Consider the following 24,146-nt stretch of genomic DNA (forward strand, 5'->3'; position numbering starts at 1 on the left):
CTGCAAGAAAATAGTTCAAGCGTCCTACGGTTGTAGGGCGCTTTTTTGTTTACTTTTACTTACAACTTCACCCCATAGGTTTTCAGTCCTATTTAAGTTAGTAACGCTAGAGTCACAAAAAACTACAATTCTAAGGAAATCACTCAACTATGCGTAAAAGTTTTATTGCCATCGCCATTGGCGCCACTTTGATGACAGGCGCACTCGCAGGCTGCAGCACTCAAGAGACTAAAGCGACAAATGTGACCGCAGTTCAAGCCCAAAATCCTCTGTTCCAAGCCAGCACGCTGCAATACCAAGCGCCTGATTTTAGTGTCATTAAAGACGAGCATTTTCAGCCCGCATTAGAGCAAGGCATTAAAGAGCATTATCAAGAGATTTTGGCCATTGCCAACAATGCTGCCGCCCCGACCTTCGACAACACGATTGTCGCCATGGAAAAAAGCGGTGCCCTGCTGACCCGAGCATCGAGCGTGTTTTATAACCTCGCGGGGTCAAACAGTAATCCTGCACTGCGTAAAATCCAAGGTGAGATGGCCCCTAAAATGGCAGCGCACTCGGATAACATCAACCTCAATCCAGCACTATTCACCCGTATTGAAACCATTTATAACGACCGCAATAACTTAGGCTTAACGCCTGAAGCGGTACGTTTGGTTGAGGTGTATCACCAGCGCTTTATCATGGCTGGCGCTAAACTGACCGATGAGCAGAAAGTGAAGATCCGCGCGCTGAACGAAGAGCAATCGACGCTGACCAACGAGTTCTCGCAACGTTTACTGCGCTTAACCAAAGAAATCGCCATCGTTGTCGATAACAAAGAGCAACTGGCGGGCCTTACTGACAGCGAAATCACCTCGGCAGCCAACGATGCCAAGGCCGCGGGCCACGAAGGTAAGTACTTAATCAACATCACCAACACCACTCGCCAGCCAGTGCTCGCCTCTTTAGAGAACCGTGAACTGCGCCAACGCATTTGGGAAGCCTCGGCAAACCGTGGTTTAACGGGTGAAAACGAAACGGCCTCTTTAGTGTCTCGCTTAGCGCAATTACGTGCCGAGCGCGCTGCCCTCTTAGGTTATGAAAACTGGGCCAGCTACCGCCTCGCGCCACAAATGGCAAAAACGCCTGAAGCGGTATACAGCATGTTTGGTTCAATGGTGCCTGCCGTCGTCGCTAATACCGAAAAAGAAGCGGCCGATATCCAAGCGATGATCGACAAGACTGGCGGCAAGTTTGAACTCGCGCCTTGGGACTGGGAATTCTACGCAGAGAAGGTTCGCCAAGAGAAATACGCCCTCGATGCAAATAGCATTCGCCCTTACTTCGAATTTAACCGCGTACTCGAAGACGGCGTGTTCTACACCCTCAAAGAACTCTATGGCGTTACCCTAAAGCCTCGCCCAGATTTACCTGTGTACCACCCGGATGTGAAAGCCTACGAAATGTTTGATGCCGATGGTTCGAGCATGGCGATTTTCTACGCCGACTACTTTGCCCGTGAAGGCAAACGCGGCGGCGCATGGATGAGCTCGTTCGTGGGTCAATCCTTCCTCGAAGGCACTAAGCCTGTCGTGGTCAACGTGATGAACATTAAGAAGGCGCCAGAGGGACAACCGACCTTCGTCAGCTACAACGAAGTCACCACTATGTTCCACGAAATGGGCCACGGTACCCACGGAATGTTCTCCAAGGTGACTTACCCAAGCTTGGCGGGCACCTCGGTCTCCCGTGACTTTGTGGAATTCCCATCAACCTTCGAAGAAGACTGGGCAGCCCACCCTAAAGTGTTAGCCAACTACGCCAAACACTACGAAACTGGTAAACCAATTCCCGATGATTTGCTGCAAAAACTGCTCAAATCAGGCAGCTTTAACCAAGGCTTCGATACTTTAGAGTATATGGCTGCGGCGCTCGTCGACATGGAATGGCACTCATTAAGCCCAGATGCCCCACTGCAAGATGTGGCGACATTTGAAGCCAATGCGCTGAAAAAACACGGCTTAAATATCACTGCCGTGCCACCACGTTATAAGTCAACTTACTTTGCCCACGCCTTTCCGGGTGGTTACTCAGCGAGTTACTACGCTTATATGTGGAGTGAGATTTTAGCGGCAGATGCCTACGCTTATGTGCAAACTCAAGGTGGCCTAAACCGTGAAATCGGCATGAAATACCGCAAGACGATTCGCGAAGTGGGCAACAGCATTGCACCAATGGAAGCTTACAAAAACTTCCGTGGTCAAGAGCCTACCACCGAAGGGTTATTGAACCGCCGTGGACTCAACACCGCCCTGTAATTTGGGATGTGTGATAGATAAAAAATCAGCCAGCATAATGCTGGCTGATTTGTTTTGAGAGCTTGGGAAATTAACAATGAAGACTCACGAATAAAGCGCTCGCTTACGTCAGGCTTATTTCGCGTTGCTTTGGGATTTGAGTCGTAACCACACAATGCTTAAGACAAACAACACACCACAGGTCAGCAGTCCCGCATTCACCGATTCTGTAAAGCCAAGCACCACATAACCCACCATACTGATCAGCGCCACAATCACAGCGTAAGGCAACTGAGTCACAACGTGGTCGATATGGTGACAGCTCGCGCCAGTTGACGACAAAATCGTGGTATCCGAAATCGGTGAGCAGTGATCACCAAATACCGCGCCCGCCAAAACCGAAGCCAGCATAGGTAACATCATGGCTGTATGGCTGCCCATCGCCATATCGGCGGCAATCGGTAGCATAATGCCGAACGTACCCCAACTGGTGCCGGTAGAAAACGCCGTTAGACCCGCTAACACAAACATCAACGCAGGTAAGAAGGCAAAAGGAATATTGCCTGTGGCGAGGCTTGCCATAAACTTACCGGTTTCAAGCTGGCCAATCACGCCGGCAATGGTCCATGCAAATAACAGGATATAAATCGCAGGCAGCATAGAGCGAGCGCCCTGCACCACGCCTTTGACGACCATCGACTTTTCAACGCCTTGCACTAGGTTAAGTACCAGCGCAACCGCTAAACCAATCAGGGCACCAAAGAACAGTGATGAACTCACATCGGTTTTTTCAAAAGCTGAAATAATATTAAATTCAATACCTTCTTTCGCTAATACCTGGGCACCGCTGTCGATCATAAAATACAGGGTCGCAAATACCAGCACGGTAATAGGTAAGAATAAACCAAGGATCTTACCCGTTTCGGCTTCGGGTAAATCGGCATTCGCTCCGGGCGGTAATCCTTTATTCTCATCATATAAATTACCGCGCTGCGCATTTAATTCATGCTCACGCATAGGGCCAATATCTAAGCCCATAAATGCAACACAAAGTAATAATAATAAAGAGAAAATAGCGTAGAAATTCATAGGGATCATTTGAATAAACACACTCAAATGACCAGAGTCGGCAAAACCGTGGGCGGTTAATATGCCGCCGATCAGCGCAATAATATAAGCGCCCCAACTGGATACCGGCGAAATAACACAAACCGGCGCCGCCGTTGAATCTAATAAATAGGCTAACTTAGCGCGGGAAATATAATAACGGTCGGTGACGGGCCTTGCGACAGAACCCACGACTAAGCTATTGAAATAATCGTCAATAAAGACAACACAGCCTAAAAACATGGTCAGTAATTTGGCATCGCGTTTATTGCGAATATGCAGGCGCGCCCAATCAGCAAATGCCCTAGCACTACCACTGACGGTAATTAATGCCGTGATCATCCCTAATACAATTAAAAAGCCGAGAATGTATAAATTCCAAGAATTTACGCCATCTTCTGACCAAAAAAGTCCTTTTACACTGTTAAATAAAAACTCACCGCTGGCCACAGGTGAAAATTGATTGAGTAATAACACCCCAATCACAATACCTAAACCGAGGGAAAGGAGAACGCGGCGAGTGAAAATCGCCAACACAATTGCGACCACAGGCGGCAGCAGAGAAAGTGCCGAATCGGCGTAACTTACTACAGTCATTGATTATTTCTTCGTCAAAATACGAATGGAGGGCGACTGAACTGGTGGGAAAAGGCAATAGATACCCAAGATCACCTGTCCTATCAGTAGCGCTCCATAGTAACTATTCCTAATATCCGTATCAGAAAATACTATGGCAGTGTTGTACCTATTCGGCACAACCCCAGCAGTTGATCGTGATAAATCAAACCACTTCGGCACCAAATCCTTTCGTGAACGATCAACGGAATCACCCTACTGATCACTACTGATATTTGGTGCGCCTCTACTTCTAAGAACGCCCATGCACGGGCGTGAGGCACATAAAAACATAAGCGGCTAAGCAGTTGCCACCGCAAAGCCGCTTACTTTGACTTAGATCACGGATAAAATCAACCTAGAGTTGAAATCAACTCTGGAACGGCGTCGAACAGGTCGGCTTCGAGGCCATAATCGGCCACTTGGAAGATTGGCGCTTCAGGATCTTTGTTGATTGCCACAATCACCTTAGCGTCTTTCATCCCAGCTAAATGCTGGATCGCACCCGAAATCCCCACGGCGATGTAGAGGTTTGGTGCCACAATCTTACCGGTTTGACCGACTTGCAGGTCGTTAGGCACAAAGCCTGCGTCAACCGCGGCGCGAGATGCCCCAACAGCAGCACCGAGTTTGTCCGCCAATTGCTCTAACATACCGAAGTTTTCACCGCTGCCCATACCACGGCCACCAGAAACGATAATGCCCGCATTACCTAACTCTGGACGCGCAGAAACGGTCAATGATTGAGACACAAACTGAGTTTTGGCTTCAAACACTTTATCTAAGGTGGCAACTGCAGCACTGTTGCCCTGCGCCGCCGCATCGAAGGCGCTGGCACGGACTGTCATCACTTTAATCGCGTCATGGCTTTGTACTGTCGCTAAAGCGTTACCCGCGTAAATCGGGCGAACAAAGGTGTCGCTGCTCACTACGCCAATCACTTCCGAAATTTGTGCAACGTCTAACAAGGCGGCCACACGTGGTAGCGTATCTTTGCCAGCGCTCGATGCTGCAGCGAGGATATGGCTGTAGTTTGGTGCTAAGTCCACCAGCAATTTAGCCACGTTTTCGGCTAAATGCGCTTCATAGGCACTGTTATCGGCGACCAATACTTGAGCGACACCTTGTAGGGCTTGCGCAGCTTGCGCCACGGCGCCACATTGGTGGCCCACCACCAATACATGTACATCATCACCAATTGCACGCGCGGCAGTGACAACCTTTGCGGTATCCAGTTTCAGTGCCGCATTATCGTGTTCTGCTAATACTAAAATGGCCATTTAGATCACCTTCGCTTCATTCTTTAACTTTTCAACCAGCTCAGCTACCGACGCAACCATGATACCTGCTTTACGTTCGGCAGGCGGCGTCACCTTCACCACAGTTTGATGGGCTTTTAGCGTCACACCTAAATCCGCAACAGTGAGCACATCTAATGGCTTACGTTTAGCTTTCATGATGTTAGGTAATGAAGCGTAACGAGGTTCGTTCAAACGTAAATCGGCTGTCACCACGGCTGGTAATGGCAGACTTAAGGTTTGCATCCCGCCATCGATCTCGCGAGCCACTTGAACCGAATGACCTTCTACTTTGATTTCAGAAGCAAAAGTGGCTTGTGGCATATCCGTTAATGCGGCAAACATTTGGCCAGTTTGGTTATTATCGCCATCGATAGATTGCTTACCAAACAGCACTAATTGCGCTTGTTCTTTTTCTTGTACGGCTTTGAGTAATTTGGCAATTGATACTGGGGTTAACTCTTCTTCAGTATCAATGTGAATCGCACGATCAGCACCTAATGCTAACGCGGTACGTAATTGTTCTTGAACGGCTTTATTGCCGATACTGACGACCACTACTTCAGTAGCACTGCCCGCTTCTTTTAAACGAACCGCTTCTTCTACTGCAATTTCACAAAAAGGGTTCAACGCCATTTTGAGGTTTGCGGTATCAACGCTGGTGTTGTCAGCTTTTACCCTGACCTTCACATTGGCATCAACTACGCGCTTAACAGGCACCAATACTTTCATAGGGTTTCCTTCCTACACTTTCATGTACATGGACAAAACATTGGTCATCACCAATGCAGGATAGAGCCACTTTACGTCCTGTTAACGTTAACGTCAACTAAACTCAAACGCCTGTTTGCATTTTTTAAGACTGTGGTATTGGCCACATTTTTGAACACTTATCTGCCATATTTAAAAAGTTCAAAAATTAAATAATATTTAATTTCTGTTTATTGCATAATTTTATTTGATTCGAGCTATATTACTTTCTATCATTTAGCTGTTGTTCACCATTATCCTGTAATAAAAATAGAGTGGGACGAAAATAGATATGAGCGAATTTTTAGAGATATTAACTCACGGTCGTCGTTTTAAAGCTGCGGTAAAAGATCTCAGCGTTGAAGAACTGCGTGATTTAGCGGCTAAGCTAGATAAAATTTTAGTTGAGCGTGAGTCAATGGCAGCAGAAGAGCAGCAAGCTATTGCTGCACGTAATGCTAAAATCGAAGAAATCCGCCAACAAATGGAAGCAGTTGGTTTATCAATCGACGACTTAGGTGGCGTAGCAGTTAAAGCTGTGGGTAAAAAACGCGCTCCACGTCCAGCAAAATATCAAATTGAAGTTAACGGCGAAGTGATCCAGTGGACTGGTCAAGGTCGTATGCCAACGGTATTTAAGAACGAAGTCAATAAAGGCCGTTCTATGGATGATTTCTTAATCTAATCCCATACCGTGCTCGTAATAGCCGTTTGCTATTACCATTGAGTAACATAAAAAAGCTCGCGCCCTGCGAGCTTTTTTATGCCTGAATGCCACTACCATTGCATTCAAGCAAATGCTTAAATTGCGTTACAATTCAGCTTTAGTATTTACATCTGCTTTAGGTTACTCTTTATTCCCCCTCCGTCTAAGTGAATAAAAAATGCAGATAAACAATAAGATAATAATAAGCTGCGGCATTATAAGTAGTTTTGTATCCCACAACATTTTTGCCGAGGCCAATCCCATCCCCCCCGTCAATAAGTTAACGGCCTTTACTAATGCTGAATTAATCATGGCGCCAGGGAAGCGACTCACAAATGCCACCTTATTAGTTGAAAACAATCGGATCAAAGCCATTATTGAAAAAGGGGATATCCCAGAAGCGGCATTAAAGGTTGATCTCAGTGGTTATACTATCTATCCTGGTTTTATCGATCCCTTTACCGATTATGGTATCGAGTTTGAATATCCCAAATTGGGGCTGACTCGTCCGGTATATGATATTAAACGTATCGGCGGTAATGCAGAAAATGGCGCAATTCACGCTGAAAAAGAATGGTTTAATTACGTCTACCCAAATAAAGAACGCGCACGCGATTGGATCAATAACGGCTTTACCAGCGTACAAAGCAGTAAACTCGACGGTATTTTCCGCGGCACGGGTGTTAGCCTTTCATTAGCGGATAAAACCGCCAACGAGGTGATTTATCGTGCTCGCAGCCAACCTTTTATGGCCTTCGATAAAGGCACGTCTGAACAAGACTACCCCAATTCTCTGATGGGCAGTATTGCACTTATCCGACAAACCTTTGCCGATGCTAACTGGTATAACCAAAATAAGCACAAATCGGTTAATAGTTCAGCAAATCCTCAAATTGAATTTAATATTGCCTTCGAACGCTTAGATAACTTAGCCGAGAAACAAATCGTCTTTGAAACAAAAAGCCTCAACGATTTGCTGCGCGCCGCGAACCTGCTCAAAGAACATCAGCAGCCTGCCAACTTACTCGCAAGTGGTCAAGAATATGCGCGCATCAATGAATTAAAGGCCCTGAATTATCCTCTGATCCTGCCGCTCAACTATCCGCAGGCACCGGATGTGGGTACCGATGATGCCGACCGTGAAGTTTCCCTTGCTGAACTCAGACAATGGGAACGCGCCCCCACAAATCCAGCAGCAGTGGCCAATGCGGGCATCCCTTTTGCCTTTACCCAATTTGGCATTAAGACCGAGGCATTTTGGCCTCGCCTACGTCAAGCCATCGCCCAGGGACTGAGTGAGGACAATGCCCTCGCCGCGCTGACGACTCAAGCCGCCGAAATGGCGGGAACGGCCGACTTCGCCGGTAAACTTGCCCCCGACTATATGGCCGACTTTGTGATTACTAAGGGCAATATCTTTGAAGATGGTCAGATTTACAGTGTCTGGCTGCAGGGCGAAGAGCAGTCCATTCGCTCACTCCCACAGGCCAAACTCTTAGGCGATTATCAGCTCACGCTGAATAATCTCGCCTTAGATCTAAGCCTTGAAGAAACGGGCAAAGCGGGCAAAACCGCCTTCCAAGGTCAACTGAGTAGTGGCGAGAAGAGCATTACACTCACCAATCTTCAGCTTGAAGACGACGGCCGCGTGAGCTTTAACGCCGATTTAAGCGATGCGGGCATACATGGCATCAGCCGTTTTACCCTCTGGCTCGCTAAAGATGGTATTCAAGGCCGCATGGTGGACGCCCAAAGTCGCAGTATTAATGTGGCGGGTATTGCTATCGTGTCGAGTTTAAATACAAAGCCTGCCGATACCCCAAAAACCGATGCTGCACCGACTTTAGTGAGTCAACTCACCTACCCTAACGTTGCCTATGGTTTGAGCGAGGCGCCAAAAGCCGAAAAACTCCATATTAAAAATGCCACCCTGTGGACCTCGGATAAACAGGGCATTTTGGAACATGCGGATCTGTTAATGGCCAATGGCCGAATTGAAAAAATCGGTCAGCAACTCAGCACGCCTTCGGGTTATCAAGTTCTCGATGCCACGGGTAAACATTTAACTGCGGGTATCGTTGATGAGCATTCCCATATTGCTATCAATGGTGGCACTAATGAAGGTACAGATGCAGTCACCTCTGAGGTGCGGATTGGCGATGTGGTCAATCCCGAAGATATCTCCATCTACCGTGCACTCGCGGGCGGCGTCACCAGCGCACAATTACTCCATGGTAGCGCTAACCCAATTGGTGGCCAATCCCAGTTAATAAAGATGAAATGGGGTGAGAGTGCTGAGCAGCTTAAATTTGCCAATGCCCCTGCCAGTATCAAATTCGCCCTTGGCGAAAACGTCAAACAGAGTAACTGGGGCGAGAAATTTGTTCAGCGCTTCCCGCAGACTCGCATGGGCGTAAAAGCTTTATTTGAAGAAACCTTCGATGCCGCAATCGCCTATGAGAAAGCGCAGAAGGACTATGATGACTTACGCAGCAGTGAGAAGAAGAAAACCATTGCGCCGCGCCCAAGCTATCGCCTACAGGCGGTCGCCGAAGTGTTAAAGCAGCAGCGCGATGTGCATATCCACTCCTATGTGCAGTCAGAAATCTTAATGTTCCTGCGATTAGCCGAAGCCTATCACTTTAAGGTGCAAACCTTTACCCACGTGCTCGAAGGTTACAAGGTTGCCAGTGAACTAGCCGCCCATGGCGCAGGCGCCTCGACCTTTGCCGATTGGTGGGCCTATAAGTTCGAAGTCTATGATGCGATTCCACAAAACGCCTGCCTGATGCAAAAACAAGGCGTGCTTACCAGCATCAACTCTGACGACTACGAAATGCAGCGCAGACTTAACCAAGAAGCGGCGAAGTCAATGATGTATTGCGATATGTCTAAAGAAGATGCCTGGAATATGGTGACCATCAACCCGGCGAAACAGCTCAGAGTCGATGAGTATGTTGGTTCACTCACCCCAGGCAAAATGGCCGATATCGTGCTTTGGAATGCCGAGCCGCTATCGATTTATGCCAAAGTGACCCAGGCTTGGGTCGAAGGCAAGCGCTACTTCGATCGCGACCAAGACCAGCTTGCCCAGCAGCAGGTCGTCGCAGAGCGCGCCGCCCTTATCCAAAAAATTCTCAGTAGTGATGATAGCGCCAAGGCGGGTGAAAAAGTTACACCGCTTAAGGAACCTCAATGGCACTGCGATACCCATTATCAGGCTTGGGGCCAACATCATCAGGGAGCAAAATAATGAAGCACTTACCCACTAGCTTGCTGCTGTCGACACTGACCATCACCTTGTCCGTGCAGGCACATAATCTCATCCCTACGCCTAAACAAACTCACGGTGTGTTGATTAAAAACGCCACTGTGCATACGGTCAGCCAAGGGGTTTTAACCAATACCGATGTGTTGATTGAAAACGGTAAAATCAGCGCACTAGGGCCACAGTTAAGCGCCAATGAGGCTGATGGCCAGATGCAGATCATCGATGCTACGGGTAAACATTTATATCCAGGCCTTATCGCGCTCGATACCAGTCTTGGTTTAGTAGAAATCGAGATGGTGCGCCCAACCGTCGATAATGCTGAAGTCGGAGATTTTAATCCGCAAATCAGCGCGGCAACGGCTTACAACCCGGATTCAGAGCTGCTGCCAACCATTCGCTACAATGGCATCACCCACGCACAAATCGTCCCCAGTGGCGACGGACTCGCGGGCCAATCTGTGGTCGTGGATCTTGATGCTTGGACGATTGAGGATGCTCTGCAACCAAGCGAAGGCCAATTCCATGTTTACTGGCCGCAAATCAAGCGTATGCCGGAGGATGAAAAGGAAAAAGCTAAGGCCATTGAGAAAAATCAGCAGGCCATAGATACACTGACCACAGCCTTTGAGGATGGCTATCGCTACTTTTTAAGCCATAAGGCAAAGGATTCGGCCAAGACAACCAATTTACGTTGGCAAGCCATGCTGCCCCTGTACCAAGGTAAGGCCACGCTATTTGCCCATGCGGACAGTGTCAGCCAAATTGAGCAAGTCATTGCCCTGACTAAAAAATATCAATTTAAATTGGTGATTGTCGGTGGCTATGATGCATGGCGATTGGCGTCAAGCTTAAGGGAAGTGAACGCCAGTGTGATTTACCCGCACACCCTGAGTCTGCCCAAACGTAAAGATGAACCCGTGGATTTGCCCTTTAAAATCCCTTCGTTGCTGGCAAGTGCGGGCATTCCCTATGCCCTTGGATTTTCATCGGATTGGAACAGTCGTAACCTTCCCTATGCCGCGGGCTACAGTGCCGCTTACGGCGTCACGCCCGAGCAAGCATTAAAATCGGTAACCTTAGATGCAGCAAAACTGCTGGGGATCACCGATTTAGGCGCCATCGCCGTCGGTTATCAGGGCAGTGTTGTGCTGAGTGACGGGGATATCCTCGACCCCATGAGCAACAAAATTGATGCGATCTGGATTGAAGGACGGCAAATAGATCTGAATAATCGCCACCAGCAGCTTTATCAAAAGTATCTTAAGCGCTAGAATTTGCTCAGATAAATCGCTCGATACCGCGCAGTCCGTTGGACTGCGCTTATTTACCCTTAATCTCAGGTCAAACCATGAAAATCATCCTCTCAAGTGCATTAGTGCTACTGCTTAGCGCCTGTGCCAGCGATTACAGTTTTAACAGCAATTTGGACGGCGAGGCGATTAATGACTACTTCAAGGCGGGAGATGTCACGCTGTTTGAGGGCGATAGTTTGCCTAAAGGCCATTACGAATTAAAAGGTTTGGTACAGGGTGAATCTTGCCAAGCCGATGTGAATGCGGTGCCCGCTTCCTTAAGTGAAGCCCGAACCGAAGCCCGCCGTGCGGCAGCCGATAAAGGCGCCAATGGTATCATCATCAAACAATGCGTGATGATGGAAGAAGCAGCCCAAGGCTGCGTCAGCCGCGCCCTCTGCGTTGGCCAAGCCATCAAAATGGCCTCTGCCGACTAATTCAAAGCGTGTATACTGCACGCCAATATTGATGTACTTAACAACCTAGGCCATCTGCGTTTGGGTTGTTGCCCTTGCTTTAGGTATTTTTTGCATGACATTTACCAACCAGATTACCGCTGTCGCCACTTGCCGCACTCCCTATAAACAAAAATTTGGCATTCCAAGGCAGCCCGGGTTGGTGGAGGCGCGCGGTTATGTTGAGCTGGAGCCCCATGTCAATCATCTCGATGCCGTGCGTGGTATCGAGCAATATTCTCACCTTTGGTTGTTGTTTTGTTTCCATGAAAATCTCGCCCAAGGGTGGAAAACGACGGTACGCCCGCCCCGTTTGGGCGGCAATGAAAAACTCGGCGTATTCGCGACTCGCTCCACTTTCCGTCCGAATGGCATTGGCCAATCCGTGGTCAAACTCCACGGGGTAGTGCAACGTAAAGGCAAAGTGTGCCTAGAGATTTCGGGCATGGATCTTGTCGATGGCACGCCCATTATTGATATTAAGCCCTATATTCCGTTCTCGGATTCGATTGAAGGTGCCGTCGGCGGTATCGCGCAAGAAGCACCAAAACTTATCAGCGTAGTGTTTTCCGAGCTCGCCGCAACCCAGATTGATTCCTACAGTAAACAGGACGCCTATACCGATTTAGCCGTACTCATCCACGGCGTGCTGGGGCAAGACCCCCGCCCTGCCTATAAAAAAGCCAAAGATGACCCCAAGTTATATCAAGTAGCTTTGTATGATTTAGATATCTTTTGGCGGATGGCGGTCGATGAGGATGAGCAGGAATACATTCAGGTATTAGAACTCAAACCGGGGAAATGTGGCTAAATGCAGACGCCAATCACAACGGCCTTGCCTGATTATCAAAGCCAACATAAAAAGCGTCTATCTTGGATGCCCTGGCTGTATTTCTCACTCAAGGAAAAACACTTAGTCTGGGCCAAACCTTGGCAGGATGAAGTGCAAGCCAACCTTTGCGCCCTCGAAACCGTGACCATTGGCGAAAACTGTTTTATTGCGCCCGAGGCGCAGTTATTTGCCGAGCCAAATCGCGATATCACAATCGGTAATCGCTGCATGATTGCCGCAGAATGCTTTTTGCACGGTCCTATCACGCTCGGTGATGAAGTCGCTATCAATCACGGCTGCTCCTTCGATGGCGGCCGAGTGGGCATTCAAATTGGCTCCCAAACCCGCATTGCTAACCATGTCACTATTTATGCGTTTAATCATGGCATGGCGCCCGAGACGCCTGTTTATCAACAAGCCTCAAACTCTAGAGGCATAGTGATAGGTAAAGATGTGTGGATTGGCGCACAGGCAGGGATTGTCGATGGTGTCACCATTGGCGACCATGCCGTAATTGGCATGGGCTGTATTGTCACTAAAGATATTCCCGCATGGGCCATAGTCGCGGGCAATCCCGCCCGGGTGATTGGCGATAGGCGGGATAAATAACTCACTTAGCTTTATCTGTATGCATCGCCCTCTGTGGCGACGCGGCACACTTTGTAAAATGAAAACGGCCATTTGTCTGCAGCTGATTGAATTTAACCTCAATCCATAGGTGACATCATCGAAGCAGGTGATAAAATGGCGCCCATTCAACTCAAATTTGGACATCGGTAATGCGCGTTAGCAAATACCTACTTTCTACTCAAAAAGAAACACCTGCGAATGCAGAAGTCATTAGCCATCAATTAATGCTACGTGCTGGTATGATCCGCCGTAACGCTTCAGGTCTATACAGCTATTTGCCCACGGGCCTGCGTGTATTGCGTAAAGTCGAAGCCATTGTTCGTGAAGAAATGAACAAAGCAGGCGCGATTGAAATCCTTATGCCTATGGTGCAACCGGCTGATTTATGGGTAGAAACGGGTCGTTGGGACAAATTTGGTCCTGAGCTGCTGCGTTTTAAAGACCGCCATAACCGTGACTTCGTTCTGGGGCCTACCCACGAAGAAGTAATCACCGACTTAATCCGTAAAGAAGTCAGCTCTTACAAGCAATTACCGCTGAATCTTTACCAAATCCAGACCAAATTCCGTGACGAAGTGCGCCCACGCTTTGGCGTAATGCGTTCGCGCGAGTTCCTGATGAAAGATGCGTATTCTTTCCATCTGGACGTAGATACCATGAATGAAACCTATGAGGCCATGTATCAAGCCTATAGCAACATTCTGTCGCGCATGGGCTTGGCCTTCCGCCCAGTTTTAGCGGACACAGGTTCTATCGGTGGCAGCATGTCACACGAGTTCCACGTATTGGCGCAAAGCGGTGAAGACTTAATCGCCTACTCTACTGGCAGCGACTATGCCGCTAACATCGAGAAAGCCGAATCACCCATGCCCACCGAAGCGCGTGGCGCGGCAACTGAAGAATTACGTTTAGTCGATACCCCAAATGCAAAAACCATTGCTGAATTAGTTGAGCAATTCGGTTTAGATATCACTAAGACAGTGAAAACCTTGATTGTGAAAGGTGCGACGGAAGAAGCGCCACTGGTAGCGCTGATTGTACGCGGCGACCACGAACTGAACGAAATCAAGGCAGACAAGTTAGATTTAGTGGCATCACCATTAGAATTTGCCCCTGAAGCCCAAATCCGTGACGCCATTGGCGCAGGTCCTGGCTCATTAGGCCCTGTCGGCCTGAACATGCCTATCATCATCGATCACAGTGTTAGCGTGATGAGCGACTTCGCCGCTGGCGCTAACCAAGATGACAAACACTACTTTGGGATCAACTGGGAGCGCGATCTGCCACTGGCACAAGCTGCCGATATCCGTAACGTGGTTGAAGGCGAACCCACACCTGATGGTTTAGGTACTTACGCCATGGCGCGTGGTATCGAAGTGGGTCACATTTTCCAACTCGGTACTAACTATTCTAAATCGATGAATGCGACTGTTCTCGATGAGAACGGTAAATCACAAGTGCTGCTGATGGGTTGTTACGGTGTTGGTGTGAGCCGTATCGTGGCTGCTGCCATTGAGCAAAATTTCGATGACCGCGGCATTGTATGGCCAGAAGCCATTGCCCCATTCAGTGTAGGCATTCTGCCAATGAATATGCACAAGTCACACCGCGTAACCGATATTGCCGAGCAGTTATATAAAGACTTAAGTGCTGCGGGTATCGATGTGCTATTGGATGACCGTAAAGAGCGCCCAGGCGTGATGTTCGCCGATATGGAACTGATTGGTATTCCACACACTGTGGTGATCGGCGATCGCAATATCGACGCTGGCGTATTTGAATACAAAAACCGCCGCACCGGTGAAAAGCAAGATGTGCCATTCGACCAAATCGTCGATTTCTTAAAGAATCTGCAAGCTTAAGCGAAGGCATACTGCGCCGGACTTATTGCGCCGACACAGCCCGTTTGAGCAGATGCTTAAATAAGATTCTCGCGATATAAATGCAAACGCACTTGAGTCTCCCTCAAGTGCGTTTTTTATTCCCGCCCCAAAAACAGATTGCCTTCTGCAAGCCCTCTCAAGACAAACTAAAGAAATGTCATTGAGATAACTGCTCAGACTTGCTTTTTTAGATAAGGCATTGCTTTAATAAAATCATAATAACAAGTCGTTGAGTCATAAGATTGCCAACATCAACAGCATTAGTTCTCGGTGGCGGTGGCGCTCGGGCCGCCTATCAAGTGGGAGTGTTAAAAGCACTGGTCCAGCTTTATCCGCGCAACCATGGCGTGCCATTCAAAATCATTTGTGGCACCTCTGCGGGCGCAATTAATGGCACCTCCATTGCCACCCACGCCTCCTGCTTTCACTTAGGCGTCAAAAAACTCGAATGGGTTTGGCGCCATTTTGAAACTAGAAAGGTATACCGCGCCTCTATCCCCGGCGTGTTAAGTCATTTAGCCAAGATGGCACTCAAAGGCCTGCAGGATGATAAGGTGAATACCGACGCTGGCAGCCTGCTCGATAACGAGCCTTTACGACATTTACTGAATGAACTCATCGATTTTAAGAGAATCGATCGCAATATCCGCAACGGCGCATTGACGGCGCTCAGTGTTGATACTTCTTGCTATAACAACTCACGCTCGGTCACGTTTTTTCAAGCTTCGCGGGATATTGAAAACTGGACTCGCGCCAGACGCAGCGGTGAGCGGCGGATGTTAAATACCGAGCATCTTTTGGCAAGCTCGGCGATCCCCATGGTGTTTCCGTCAATTAAACTTAATCAAGCTTATTATGGTGACGGCTCAGTCCACCAGCTGGCGCCACTCTCAAGTCCCATTCATTTGGGGGCTAATAAACTATTAGTGATAAACCTAGACAGTCCCCATAAGCATTTTCCGATGGAGCTAGAATATCATCCGAAGACAGCGACCATTGCGGGTCATCTGTTAGATACTATCTTTTCCGATACCTTAAATAGCGATCTTGAGCGCCTAGAGCGGATTAATCACACGCTGTCGCTTATACCCGAAGAGAGCCGTACTCAACTGTCATTACATCCCATACAAACCTTAGTGATAAAACCCAGTGAAGACTTAAGTAAAATCGCCGCCCGTTTCTATGATGATATGCCTTGGGCAATTAAGACCTTACTGGGGTTTATCGGTATCGACAGGCAGTCAGACTCGAGTATTGTGTCCTACCTCTTGTTTGAGAAATCCTACACCAGTGCATTGATTGAATTGGGCTATAAAGATGGCATGGCTCAAATGGATGAGATAAAAGCGTTTTTTAATTTGGCATGAGGTATGACTTAGCGCTTGTTATAAATCGCCAAATAAATCGATTTGAAGCCCCCCCTCGGCGTGGTATAAAATAGGAGTCGCCTAAATGTTCTAACGTGAATGTGGCAAACCCATTCTAAATTAAGGATTATTTGAAGGCGACTCGGCAGCAAATCAGTCTAAAGTTTGAATAGCGAAACAGATTTAACATTGATCATTTAAGTTGAATCGCCTATCATGCTGCACTAGATTAGCTAAAAATTAGGTTAATTTTTTCTAAAAGGGAATCACGATGAAAAAAACTTCATTAGCACTTATTGCTGCTATTTCAATGTTAGGTTCAGTTGCAGCTAACGCTGCAGATCCAGTAACTCCAGCACCAGCAGCTGGTGCTGGCGCAGGTACTGGTGCTGCTGTTGGTGGTCTTACTGCAGGCGCTATCGCTGCAGGCGCAGTAGTAGCTGGTGTCACAATTGCTGCTAACAGCTCTGATGGTAGCCCAGCTGCAACTGGTACTGGTACTGGTACTGGTACTGGTACAACTACTGGCACTAACTAATCAGTTAGAAAGTATGCTTAAATAACCGCCTTATGGGCGGTTGTTTTTTTTTGAGCTTTTAATCGCCCAAAACCAATACAATCTAGCTTGAAATAACCTCTTCATATATTTACATTGGTCTTCTACTATTATTGAGAATAAGCAACTCGGATGCGTATTAATAAAAATATTTTACCCCTTATTGTCATTTCGGCAGTATGCGTAGGACTATCAGGCTGTAGTCAACGAATTAGTGCATTAAATGATACGATCAAGTTGGCCTTTTTAGGAACGAAAGACATTGTTCTTAGTCCAGAACAAGTAGCAGCGGTACCCTATGCAAGTATCTATGCAAAACTGGATGATACTCCCCAAGTATTTATGGTGCTAGGTTTTGCAGAATCCAAAATAAACCTTTCATCAAAAAAATCATCCCATGAAGCCTTAGAGCTAAAATGGCTATCTGCTGATAAAGCTATGTTAGTTACAGTGAATGGCCGCTTAGTCAAAACTCATAACCTACTCACAGGCAATTTAAGTGCAATTGAAAGTGATAAAACGGATCCATTGCTATTAGGTTTGCATTTAAGCGATACCCCAAAAACTTGGACTCGAACACTCGATTGGCAACCCGGTTATCATTATGGCTACAAAGCTAAATCAGAATTTAAATTGATTGCCGAAGAGAGTATTTTAATCAATGGCTTTCCCACTCAAACTCTACATTTTAGTGAGTATGTCTCTGTGGATACCCTCAATATACAATACCAAAATGAGTTTTGGCTAAACCCACTAGATGGCAATGTCATTAAGAGTCGTCAGAAGATCGCCCCCGACCTACCATTTATCGATATTACTTTACTTAGACCATTTGCAGCTTAGTGGAGCTATGATGAAATCCTGTATCACCGCTATCACACTACTGGCCAGTTCATTATTTTTACCTGCAGTTAATGCCAGTACCCAACTTTTTGTCAGTACCTCGTCATCAGATCTTACTCAGCTACAACTGACTTATCCTTCAGCCATCCGAGTCGAGCAAGCAGTACAAGACGGATTAACGCGACTTCCCGCCAATAACATAACGGAAGCTCATCCGACTCCAGTTTATTGGTTAGGTGCCGCGCTGTTAGATACTAAAAATACCGCAACATTAGAACTTATTCGCCAGCAAATCTTGCAACAGTTGGCTAATATGGGACAGCAAGCAGACAATAGCCAGTACATTGCTAAACTTTCCAAGTTTGCACAATTTCTGCGTAACATAAAACTTGGACAAAGAGTTAATCAGCCATTAGATCTCGATTTAATTCGTATTACCGATGCTTATAACCCCATTATCGACGGTCAATTCTTATTGGTACTCCCCCCACGTCCAACAACCATTACAGTGGTTGGAGCCGTGGCACAAACAGGGGAGCAAAAATGGGTATCTCGTACAAGTAGTAAAGATTATCTGAAACAAGCAGGCTTATTGGAGAATGCTGAAAATAGCTTTGTATGGATAATTCAGCCAGACGGCAAGACCATTCGCCAACCTATTGCCTATTGGAATCATCAGTCTATGGACATAGCTCCTGGTGCCATACTCTTCGTTGAGTTTTCAGGCCTATTTGATGACTATTCCACATTAAACAACAACATCATTGAATTACTCAAAAATCGGGCTCTGTAATGAAAAACTCGACTCCCACTTTTCCCTCTTTCGGGCGTTTATCAGCGCTATCTTTAGCACTGCTACCATTATTACATGTTTGCGCCGATGAATTTTCTTACCCAACATTGTTGCCTTCACAGTCTGACTTTGGTGGTGTAGGCCTAATGCAGATGCCGACGGGTCGCATGGCACCTGAAGGTGAATTTAACTTTGCCACAAGTTATAACGACGAATACCAACACTTCACTGCATCTGTACAATTATTTCCTTGGTTTGAAACAACAATCCGCTATACCCAAGTACAGGATTTACTCTATAGCGATGATCCTAGCTTTAGCGGAAGCACTAAATACACAGATAAAGGTATTGATTTTAAGATTCGTCTACTTGAAGAGAGTAACTGGCTGCCCGAAACGTCCATTGGAGTGCGAGACTTTGGTGGTACAGGCTTATTTGATGGCGAATTTATTGCCGCAACAAAAAAAGTTGGCCCACTTGATTTTACTCTGGGTATAGGCTGGGGCTATATCGGTAACAGCGGTAATCTCACTTCCGATAAAAAGGATCTAAATTACAACTGTGATAGAGATACTTCTTATGGGGGTAAAGGCGGCACTGTTGATTATCAGCGTTGGTTTAAAGGCTGTGCGGCACTCTTTGGTGGCGTTGAATATCAAACCCCTTGGGAACCGTTACGTTTGAAAGTCGAATACGATGGTAACGACTATCAATCAGACTTTCCCGTGGTTAGGGGTGGTATAGCTATGCCTCAGGACAGCAAGTTTAACTATGGAATGCTCTATCGTTTTGGGGACTGGGGAGACCTTCATTTAAGTTATGAGCGCGGTAATACTTGGACGCTTGGCTTTAGTCTGCAAACCAACTTTAATACCTTGTCACAGATTAAACGCGATCCGGAGGCTGAAAAATATAAGCCACTTCCTGCCGCGCCATTAACCCTTACGCAAACAGAGTCTTCAGTTCAAGTAAACACACCAAGAGCCGAACAAGCGACAGTGAGTACAGCAACTTCAACGCATAAATCAGAAGTGCAAAATGCTGAAGTAGCAAATCTAGAGCCTGTAAAAGCGTCCAGTCAGACAATTGAGAATCCTCAAGTGGACTGGAATAAAGTTGCTCGTGACTTACAAACCATCGCAGGTTACGCTAACGCCAAAATTTACCTTGATAATGAAAGTATTACCGTTGTAGGTGAACAAAACAAATTCCGCGATAGAAATGAAGCGCATCAAAGAGCATCAACCATCCTTGCCAATAATACTGACACAACTTATATAAAAGAGTATCGGTTGATTGAAACGCGTTATAACCAACCAATAACGGAAACCCGTATTGATGCTATAAAATTTGCCCAGGTTGCAAACCATGGCTACATCAATGCAAAAGTGAGTGATGCCAGTGTTGTTAGTGTTCCAGGGTTACCGCAAGGGAAACTGGTGACAAATACTGATAAGGATTGGTTAGATAACTTAAGTTTCGATATTTCACCTACCATGGCTCAATCTTTCGGCGGCTCCGAAGGTTTTTATATGTTCAACATTGGGGTGACCGGCAGTGCAAATTATCGCTTTAGTGATAATTTTGAGTTTTCAAGCTCCCTTTATCTTAATCTTTACGATAACTATGATAAGTTTTTATATGATGTGCCCCCAGATGGCACTGATTTAAAACGGGTTCGTACCCTAGTTCGTCAGTATGTTCATGATAACCCGGTAAGGGTCACTAACTTACAATTAACTTGGATGGATAATCTAAGCGACAACATTTCTTATCAAGCCTATGGTGGCTATTTAGAAATGATGTATGGCGGTGTTGGCACAGAATTCCTCTATCGACCACTTAACAGCCAATGGGCTTTTGGTTTTGATGTAAACTATGTCAAACAACGTGATCCGGATAGTATGTTTGGTTTCTTTTCAGAGGAAAATCACTACGACCCACATACAAATCGTCCATATAGAGTACAAACAGGAACGCTAACAGGGCATGCTACAGCCTATTATCAACCGGATTGGTTCCCCAATACCTTATTAAGAGTCAGTGCTGGCCAGTATCTCACTGAAGATAAAGGCGTAACAGTAGATTTTTCTAAACAATTCGACAGTGGTGTTATTGTTGGTGCCTATGCGACTAAGACCAACCTTTCATCGGAAGAATATGGTGAAGGAAGCTTCACAAAAGGCTTCTACATATCAATTCCGTTTGATTTGATGACTATTAAATCAACTCATAGCAGAGCTACAATTGTCTGGTCTCCTCTCACCCGTGATGGCGGGCAAATGGTGGGGCGTAAATATTATCTGTTTGATATTACAGATGCTCGCTCACCTTGGTTCACTCGCCCCAGTGTGGAAAAACAGTCTGTAAGATAACAAAAACCGCCGTTAGCGTTTAAGCGCTAACGGCGGCGTTTGCATCCCTTGCGGATAGAATCGGCGTTTCGTTTTGCAGGGGCCAGTCAATCGCAAACTCTGCACTATACCAGGCTAGCACATATTCATCATCTGGCGCGTAATAATCAGTGCAGCGATAAATCACATCGGCATATTCACTCAGCACATAAAAACCATGCGCAAAGCCAGGGGGGATCCACATTTGCAAATGGTTATCAGCAGAAAGTACACGCCCTACCCATTTACCATAGGTTCCTGATTGCGGCCTAATATCCACTGCAACATCAAAAATACTGCCTGCACACACCCGGACTAATTTCCCCTGCGGATGCTTGCATTGGTAATGCAAGCCACGTAATACGTGTTGCTGTGAGCGACTGTAATTATCTTGTACAAACTCTGGCGTTTTTAACCCTCGACTTTGAAAACATTCAGTGAAATACGATTGGCGAAATGTTTCCATAAAAAAACCGCGTTCATCACCAAATACTTGCGGTTCAAACAGAAGAATCTCAGCTATCTCTGTTTCAATACATTTCATTAGAAATCTTCTTGTTCAGTAATTTAAATTTCTACCCGTTAAGTTCAATACTACGAAAAGTTAAACAGCTATTAACAGGTAATGTGTCAACTATTCTCACAAAGAAAGATTGATATATCAGCAGGTGATCCCCTCCAAGTAGAAGAACCATAATAACCGCCAAAAAATGCATTTTTCATCGATATATCAAGGATTAGTGAGTCAAAATTAAAGAATGATTGTAGCATATAAATGCCGATAAAGCTGAATGGCGCGAGCTCTTCAACAAGACCGAGTTGTCCCCTAAACAATATCTAAGTTTATTTCTCAGGGATCTGTATTTCGACCTTCACGCCTTGATCTGGGGATGAGGTTAGCAAAATGGTGCCATGTAGCTTTTGCGTCACCAAATTATAAATAATCGACATACCAAGGCCTGTGCCACCGTCTTTACGTGCGGTAGTGAAAAAAGGCTCGAAGGCTTTAAGTTTAACCTCATCGCTCATCCCTACCCCATTATCTTGATACTGCATACAAATGTTCGAGTCTTGTTTTTGTACTCGAATAGTGATGCTTTTATCCCCCGTAAAACTCTCAGGAAATCCATGGCGAAAGCTGTTAGCCACTAAATTAGTGAAAATCTGTGCGATGGCACCAGGGTAAGATTCGATAAAGATGTCGTCATCAAGCTCCACATTTAAGGCAATATTCTTCTTACGCATTAACGGCCTTAATGAGCTGAATATTTGGAAAATATAGGTCTTTAAATTAAACCGCTCACGTTCTAGCACCGATTGGTCTGCGGCGGTGCGCTTAAAGTTATGGACTAACTCCGCTGCTCGCGAAAGATTGCGCTCAATCAACCCTAAACCATCCTGCATAGTATTGATAAAGGATAAAAATTTATCCTCATCCAGATCATTTTGCTCAAAAGCCGTTTTCAACAATGCCACTTCATCTAAACAATGGGTTACGGATGTCACGGCAATCCCTAGAGGCGTATTGACCTCGTGTGCAACCCCTGCAACCAAACTCCCTAAAGCCGCCATTTTCTCATTTTCAACTAAATGGTGTTGTATTGAGCGCAAATCCGATAATGCGGTTTCAAGTTCTTGCGTTCTCTGTTCAACCTGAACCTCCAAATCCGCATTAATGGCTTTTAATTGATGCTGATAATCCAAAATTTCCTTTGCGCTCATCGCTCGGCCGAATAAATCGGCCAAAGCAGAAGCAAAGGCTCTTTCGTCACGCGTCCATTCTCGAGGCACTCCTTGATGCTCGGAGCAGATAATGCCGACCATTTTTCCGCGATGACGTATGGGACTATCTAACAGAGAACTAATACGATTAGGGACTAAGTAGGCACTAACAAACTCATGGCTCGCCCCATCGGTTTGCGCATGATTCGCAATAATAGCGCGCTCATTATCTAATAGACTGAAATAATGTGGATAATCCTGCCGAGTTAATATCAACGCCTCTTGCCTGTGCATATTATCAAGCAGGTAAAAGCAATGCATACTTTGGTGATCTTCACTCCATAACCAAATACCAGCACGGGTGATTTTTAACCCTTGGCACACAGATGACACGATAAGTTGTGAGGCCTCAACAAGATCGCCACCATCAATAATGGATGAACGGCTTACATCGAATAAAATCCTGTCTAACATACGTGTCATAATGCACATTTACCCCGCGTGGTACCGCCTGACTTAAAAATGAGGCAATAAACTTGGTGACCTAAGCTTAAGTGATTCTCTTTAGTATAGATTCAATCTAGAAACACACTAGTTGAGATGCACTCGCTGGTTACAATTGGTTTTGCAGATCAATGCCTAGTGCTGCTTTACCTAAACACGCCGATAAAAAATCATCCAACCTTAGCACTTTTTTTGCTGAACTCGTAATGAAGTTCAAACACATAAAGTCCGTCTTAACACTAAGACACTGAAAGAAATACCAGACATAAATAAGGTTGGAACCTGTAATGATGGCGGTTATCATCACACGACAGCCAATTAATCAAACGGTTAAGATGAATATGAAACTTTCGCAGATATCACTCGCCCTTCTCGCTTTAATGATTACCGCATGCAGTGAGCCCGCTAAGACAGTGGCTAATGAGCCTGTCGCTGCGCCACATCAAGATACACAAAAAAACCTACCACTTGGCGATACCAGCCAAAATGCGCTCGATTGGCCAGGTGTATATGAAGGCGTTGTCCCCTGTGCAAGTTGCGAAGGGATCCAAACGACACTCACGCTCCAAGCGGATAATAGCTTTGAATTAAAGAGTATTTACTTGGGTAAAGATGAGTCCATCTTTAAAGTGGCAGGAAAATTTGACTGGGATAGTAATGGCTCAAAAATCACCTTATCCGATGGCACTAAATACTTGGTAGGAGAAAACCAACTGTTTATGTTAGATATGAAAGGTAATCGGGTAAGTGGCGAACTAGCAGATCATTACATTTTGAAGAAGAAAGAGATTTAGCTCTGAACGCAGTATGCAACGATGCGCCACTGCATAATGCGCCGAAGTAGGTATCC

At 46.2% G+C, this 24,146-nt stretch carries 19 protein-coding genes and 1 riboswitch; of the genes, 14 read left to right on the forward strand and 5 right to left on the reverse strand.

All coding sequences use genetic code 11. The annotated features are described in order from the left end of the window. Nucleotides 1-149 precede the first annotated feature (149 nt). The gene (locus L2713_RS05535; protein ID WP_248967227.1) at nucleotides 150-2,300 is read left to right on the forward strand and encodes a M3 family metallopeptidase; all 2,151 of its coding nucleotides are present in this window, start codon (nucleotides 150-152) and stop codon (nucleotides 2,298-2,300) included. Between the two features lie 114 nt (nucleotides 2,301-2,414). On the opposite strand, the gene L2713_RS05540 is transcribed toward L2713_RS05535, so the two are convergent. The 3 genes from L2713_RS05540 to L2713_RS05550 form a co-directional block, all read right to left on the reverse strand. Beyond that, on the reverse strand, nucleotides 2,415-3,983 hold the full coding sequence (locus L2713_RS05540) for a Na+/H+ antiporter NhaC family protein (protein ID WP_248967228.1): 1,569 nt from the start codon (nucleotides 3,981-3,983) through the stop codon (nucleotides 2,415-2,417). 79 nt (nucleotides 3,984-4,062) lie between these two features. Continuing rightward, nucleotides 4,063-4,259, reverse strand: a riboswitch (Lysine riboswitch). A 95-nt stretch (nucleotides 4,260-4,354) separates the two neighbouring features. Continuing rightward, the gene (locus L2713_RS05545; RefSeq protein WP_248967229.1) at nucleotides 4,355-5,281 is read right to left on the reverse strand and encodes an electron transfer flavoprotein subunit alpha/FixB family protein; all 927 of its coding nucleotides are present in this window, start codon (nucleotides 5,279-5,281) and stop codon (nucleotides 4,355-4,357) included. Further along, entirely contained in the window at nucleotides 5,282-6,031 is a 750-nt protein-coding gene (locus L2713_RS05550) for an electron transfer flavoprotein subunit beta/FixA family protein (RefSeq protein ID WP_011716473.1), read from the reverse strand. 310 nt (nucleotides 6,032-6,341) lie between these two features. On the opposite strand from L2713_RS05550, the gene L2713_RS05555 reads away from it, so the two are divergent. The 12 genes from L2713_RS05555 to L2713_RS05610 all read left to right on the forward strand — a co-directional run bounded on the left by L2713_RS05555 (nucleotide 6,342) and on the right by L2713_RS05610 (nucleotide 21,052). Continuing rightward, nucleotides 6,342-6,734 (forward strand): H-NS histone family protein, encoded by a 393-nt coding sequence (locus L2713_RS05555; protein WP_011625737.1) that lies wholly within the window; start codon nucleotides 6,342-6,344, stop codon nucleotides 6,732-6,734. A gap of 199 nt (nucleotides 6,735-6,933) precedes the next feature. After that, on the forward strand, nucleotides 6,934-10,008 hold the full coding sequence (locus L2713_RS05560) for an amidohydrolase family protein (RefSeq protein ID WP_248967230.1): 3,075 nt from the start codon (nucleotides 6,934-6,936) through the stop codon (nucleotides 10,006-10,008). Further along, the gene (locus L2713_RS05565; RefSeq protein WP_248967231.1) at nucleotides 10,008-11,297 is read left to right on the forward strand and encodes an amidohydrolase; all 1,290 of its coding nucleotides are present in this window, start codon (nucleotides 10,008-10,010) and stop codon (nucleotides 11,295-11,297) included. The genes L2713_RS05560 and L2713_RS05565 overlap by 1 nt, the downstream gene beginning before the upstream one ends. Before the next feature lie 77 nt (nucleotides 11,298-11,374). Beyond that, nucleotides 11,375-11,755, forward strand: coding sequence for an Rcs stress response system protein RcsF (rcsF, locus tag L2713_RS05570; RefSeq protein WP_011622132.1), 381 nt, complete (start codon nucleotides 11,375-11,377; stop codon nucleotides 11,753-11,755). A gap of 94 nt (nucleotides 11,756-11,849) precedes the next feature. Further along, a complete protein-coding gene (gene tsaA, locus L2713_RS05575) occupies nucleotides 11,850-12,584 on the forward strand; it encodes a tRNA (N6-threonylcarbamoyladenosine(37)-N6)-methyltransferase TrmO (protein WP_248967232.1) in 735 nt (244 codons plus the stop codon). Then, nucleotides 12,585-13,214, forward strand: coding sequence for an acyltransferase (locus tag L2713_RS05580; protein ID WP_248967233.1), 630 nt, complete (start codon nucleotides 12,585-12,587; stop codon nucleotides 13,212-13,214). A gap of 170 nt (nucleotides 13,215-13,384) precedes the next feature. Continuing rightward, complete coding sequence (locus L2713_RS05585) at nucleotides 13,385-15,097, forward strand: proline--tRNA ligase (protein ID WP_248967234.1); 1,713 nt, start codon at nucleotides 13,385-13,387, stop codon at nucleotides 15,095-15,097. 263 nt (nucleotides 15,098-15,360) lie between these two features. Then, nucleotides 15,361-16,485, forward strand: coding sequence for a patatin-like phospholipase family protein (locus L2713_RS05590; RefSeq protein ID WP_011622128.1), 1,125 nt, complete (start codon nucleotides 15,361-15,363; stop codon nucleotides 16,483-16,485). A gap of 271 nt (nucleotides 16,486-16,756) precedes the next feature. Further along, the gene (locus L2713_RS05595; protein WP_248967235.1) at nucleotides 16,757-17,023 is read left to right on the forward strand and encodes a hypothetical protein; all 267 of its coding nucleotides are present in this window, start codon (nucleotides 16,757-16,759) and stop codon (nucleotides 17,021-17,023) included. A gap of 150 nt (nucleotides 17,024-17,173) precedes the next feature. Beyond that, a complete protein-coding gene (locus L2713_RS05600; protein ID WP_248967236.1) occupies nucleotides 17,174-17,884 on the forward strand; it encodes a YjbF family lipoprotein in 711 nt (236 codons plus the stop codon). Nucleotides 17,885-17,894: 10 nt separating this feature from the next. Next, a complete protein-coding gene (locus tag L2713_RS05605; protein WP_248967237.1) occupies nucleotides 17,895-18,677 on the forward strand; it encodes a capsule biosynthesis GfcC family protein in 783 nt (260 codons plus the stop codon). Further along, the gene (locus tag L2713_RS05610) at nucleotides 18,677-21,052 is read left to right on the forward strand and encodes a YjbH domain-containing protein (RefSeq protein WP_248967238.1); all 2,376 of its coding nucleotides are present in this window, start codon (nucleotides 18,677-18,679) and stop codon (nucleotides 21,050-21,052) included. The genes L2713_RS05605 and L2713_RS05610 overlap by 1 nt, the downstream gene beginning before the upstream one ends. Nucleotides 21,053-21,071: 19 nt before the next feature. Here the strand turns inward: L2713_RS05610 and rfbC are convergent, their stop codons facing one another. Both rfbC and L2713_RS05620 read right to left on the reverse strand, forming a co-directional pair. Further along, nucleotides 21,072-21,614: a dTDP-4-dehydrorhamnose 3,5-epimerase gene (gene rfbC / locus L2713_RS05615; RefSeq protein ID WP_248967239.1), complete on the reverse strand. Its 543-nt coding sequence runs from the start codon at nucleotides 21,612-21,614 to the stop codon at nucleotides 21,072-21,074. Between the two features lie 299 nt (nucleotides 21,615-21,913). Continuing rightward, nucleotides 21,914-23,275 carry a sensor histidine kinase gene (locus tag L2713_RS05620; protein WP_248967240.1) on the reverse strand — a complete coding sequence of 454 codons (1,362 nt, stop codon included), beginning with the start codon at nucleotides 23,273-23,275 and terminating at the stop codon, nucleotides 21,914-21,916. A gap of 362 nt (nucleotides 23,276-23,637) precedes the next feature. On the opposite strand from L2713_RS05620, the gene L2713_RS05625 reads away from it, so the two are divergent. After that, complete coding sequence (locus L2713_RS05625; protein ID WP_248967406.1) at nucleotides 23,638-24,090, forward strand: copper resistance protein NlpE; 453 nt, start codon at nucleotides 23,638-23,640, stop codon at nucleotides 24,088-24,090. Nucleotides 24,091-24,146 lie beyond the last annotated feature (56 nt).

Origin of the sequence: Shewanella seohaensis (assembly GCF_023283775.1) — a bacterium.
Classification (GTDB): Bacteria; Pseudomonadota; Gammaproteobacteria; order Enterobacterales; family Shewanellaceae; genus Shewanella; species Shewanella seohaensis.